The sequence below is a fragment of the Megasphaera sp. AF13-6AC genome (genome assembly GCF_027685385.1).
Classification (GTDB): Bacteria; Bacillota; Negativicutes; order Veillonellales; family Megasphaeraceae; genus Megasphaera; species Megasphaera micronuciformis.
Map to the genome: position 1 here is coordinate 1 of NZ_JAQCUN010000237.1, position 1152 is coordinate 1152.

2 protein-coding genes are annotated in these 1152 nt (G+C 43.5%); one reads left to right on the forward strand and one right to left on the reverse strand.

Annotated features, from left to right (window positions below):
• Positions 1 to 625: amino acid permease (locus PGX78_RS08475; protein ID WP_270446512.1), on the forward strand; the 625-nt coding region annotated here is incomplete at its 5' end.
• A gap of 19 nt (positions 626 to 644) precedes the next feature.
• Here the strand turns inward: PGX78_RS08475 and PGX78_RS08480 are convergent.
• Positions 645 to 1152 (reverse strand): hypothetical protein (locus PGX78_RS08480; protein WP_270446514.1); only part of this gene is annotated, 508 nt, incomplete at its 5' end.

The following is a 1152-nucleotide window of genomic DNA, read 5'->3' on the forward strand; positions in this document are numbered from 1 at the left end:
CATTGCTTCAACCAATGTCATTGCCGGCATTGTTCCCAACGCCGAATTGTTGACCTCCGACGCCCCCTTCGGCATGGCCTTTGCCAGAATGTTCGGGTCCACGACAGGACGTATTGTCATGGGGCTTATGGCCTTCGCTTGCGCAGGTTCGCTTTTGTCCTGGCAATTCACCTTAGCCCGCGTTTTTAAGACCAGTGCTGAAAGAGGGCTCTTCCCCAAGGTATTTGCCAAGGTTACTCAAGCAGATGTACCCTTGCACGGCATGTTTTTGATCCTGGTTATGCAAACACTCCTGTCTCTTATGACCATCAGCCCTTCCTTATCGGCTCAGTTCGCACGGCTCGCCAATTGGGCGGTAGTGACGAATGTCATTCCGTATATCTTCTGTGCGTTATCCTTAAAACCGCTTTTGAAAGCCGAAGGAATTACCAATACGGAATGCAATAAAAATATGTCGTCCTTTCTTGCCGGAGTCTCCTTAATTTATTGTCTCTACGCACTCACTACTATTACGTTTGCCACCTTCCTGGGCGGGGCTTTCGTTCTCTTCATCGGCTGGCTTACGTATATGATCCGTTTCAATATTTTAAAGACAAATTTTATCATAAATCAGGAAGCGAAGTGAACACTAAAAAGCGTTGCCCTTAGAGGCAACGCTTTTTTTTACGCAGTTTTATTCGTATAAACGGGATGAACAAATCGAATATTCCTGTCGTACAGGCTATGGAAATAACAATAAAAAGTGCATACGTAAGTACAGGAAGAATAAAAACCAAAACATTATTACGCATCGTCAAATGGGTAAGTTCAAAGGCATATAAACCGGTAGCCCCATTTACAAATTCCTGTACAAAGAAAAACAGACAAACTGCAAAAATGACTCGTACTAACCCCAACACTCTAAGGGATAAGGTCGGATACGTTTCTTTCTTAGGATAAAAATAAAAAGCAAAGGTGCCGATAATAAAAGTAAAGTACACAACCGTATTAATAAAAAAGAAAAGTCCGATTAAACCGAGTGCAAAGGTTTCCTGTGCTTGAACCCCGTCGAGCTTTACTACGGGAAAGAAGAAGAGAGCGCTCATACCTGCCGGTATTGGCAAGGCATAAAACAAAGGATCGATAAAGTCGGAAAAACTCCGTTTTCGCACC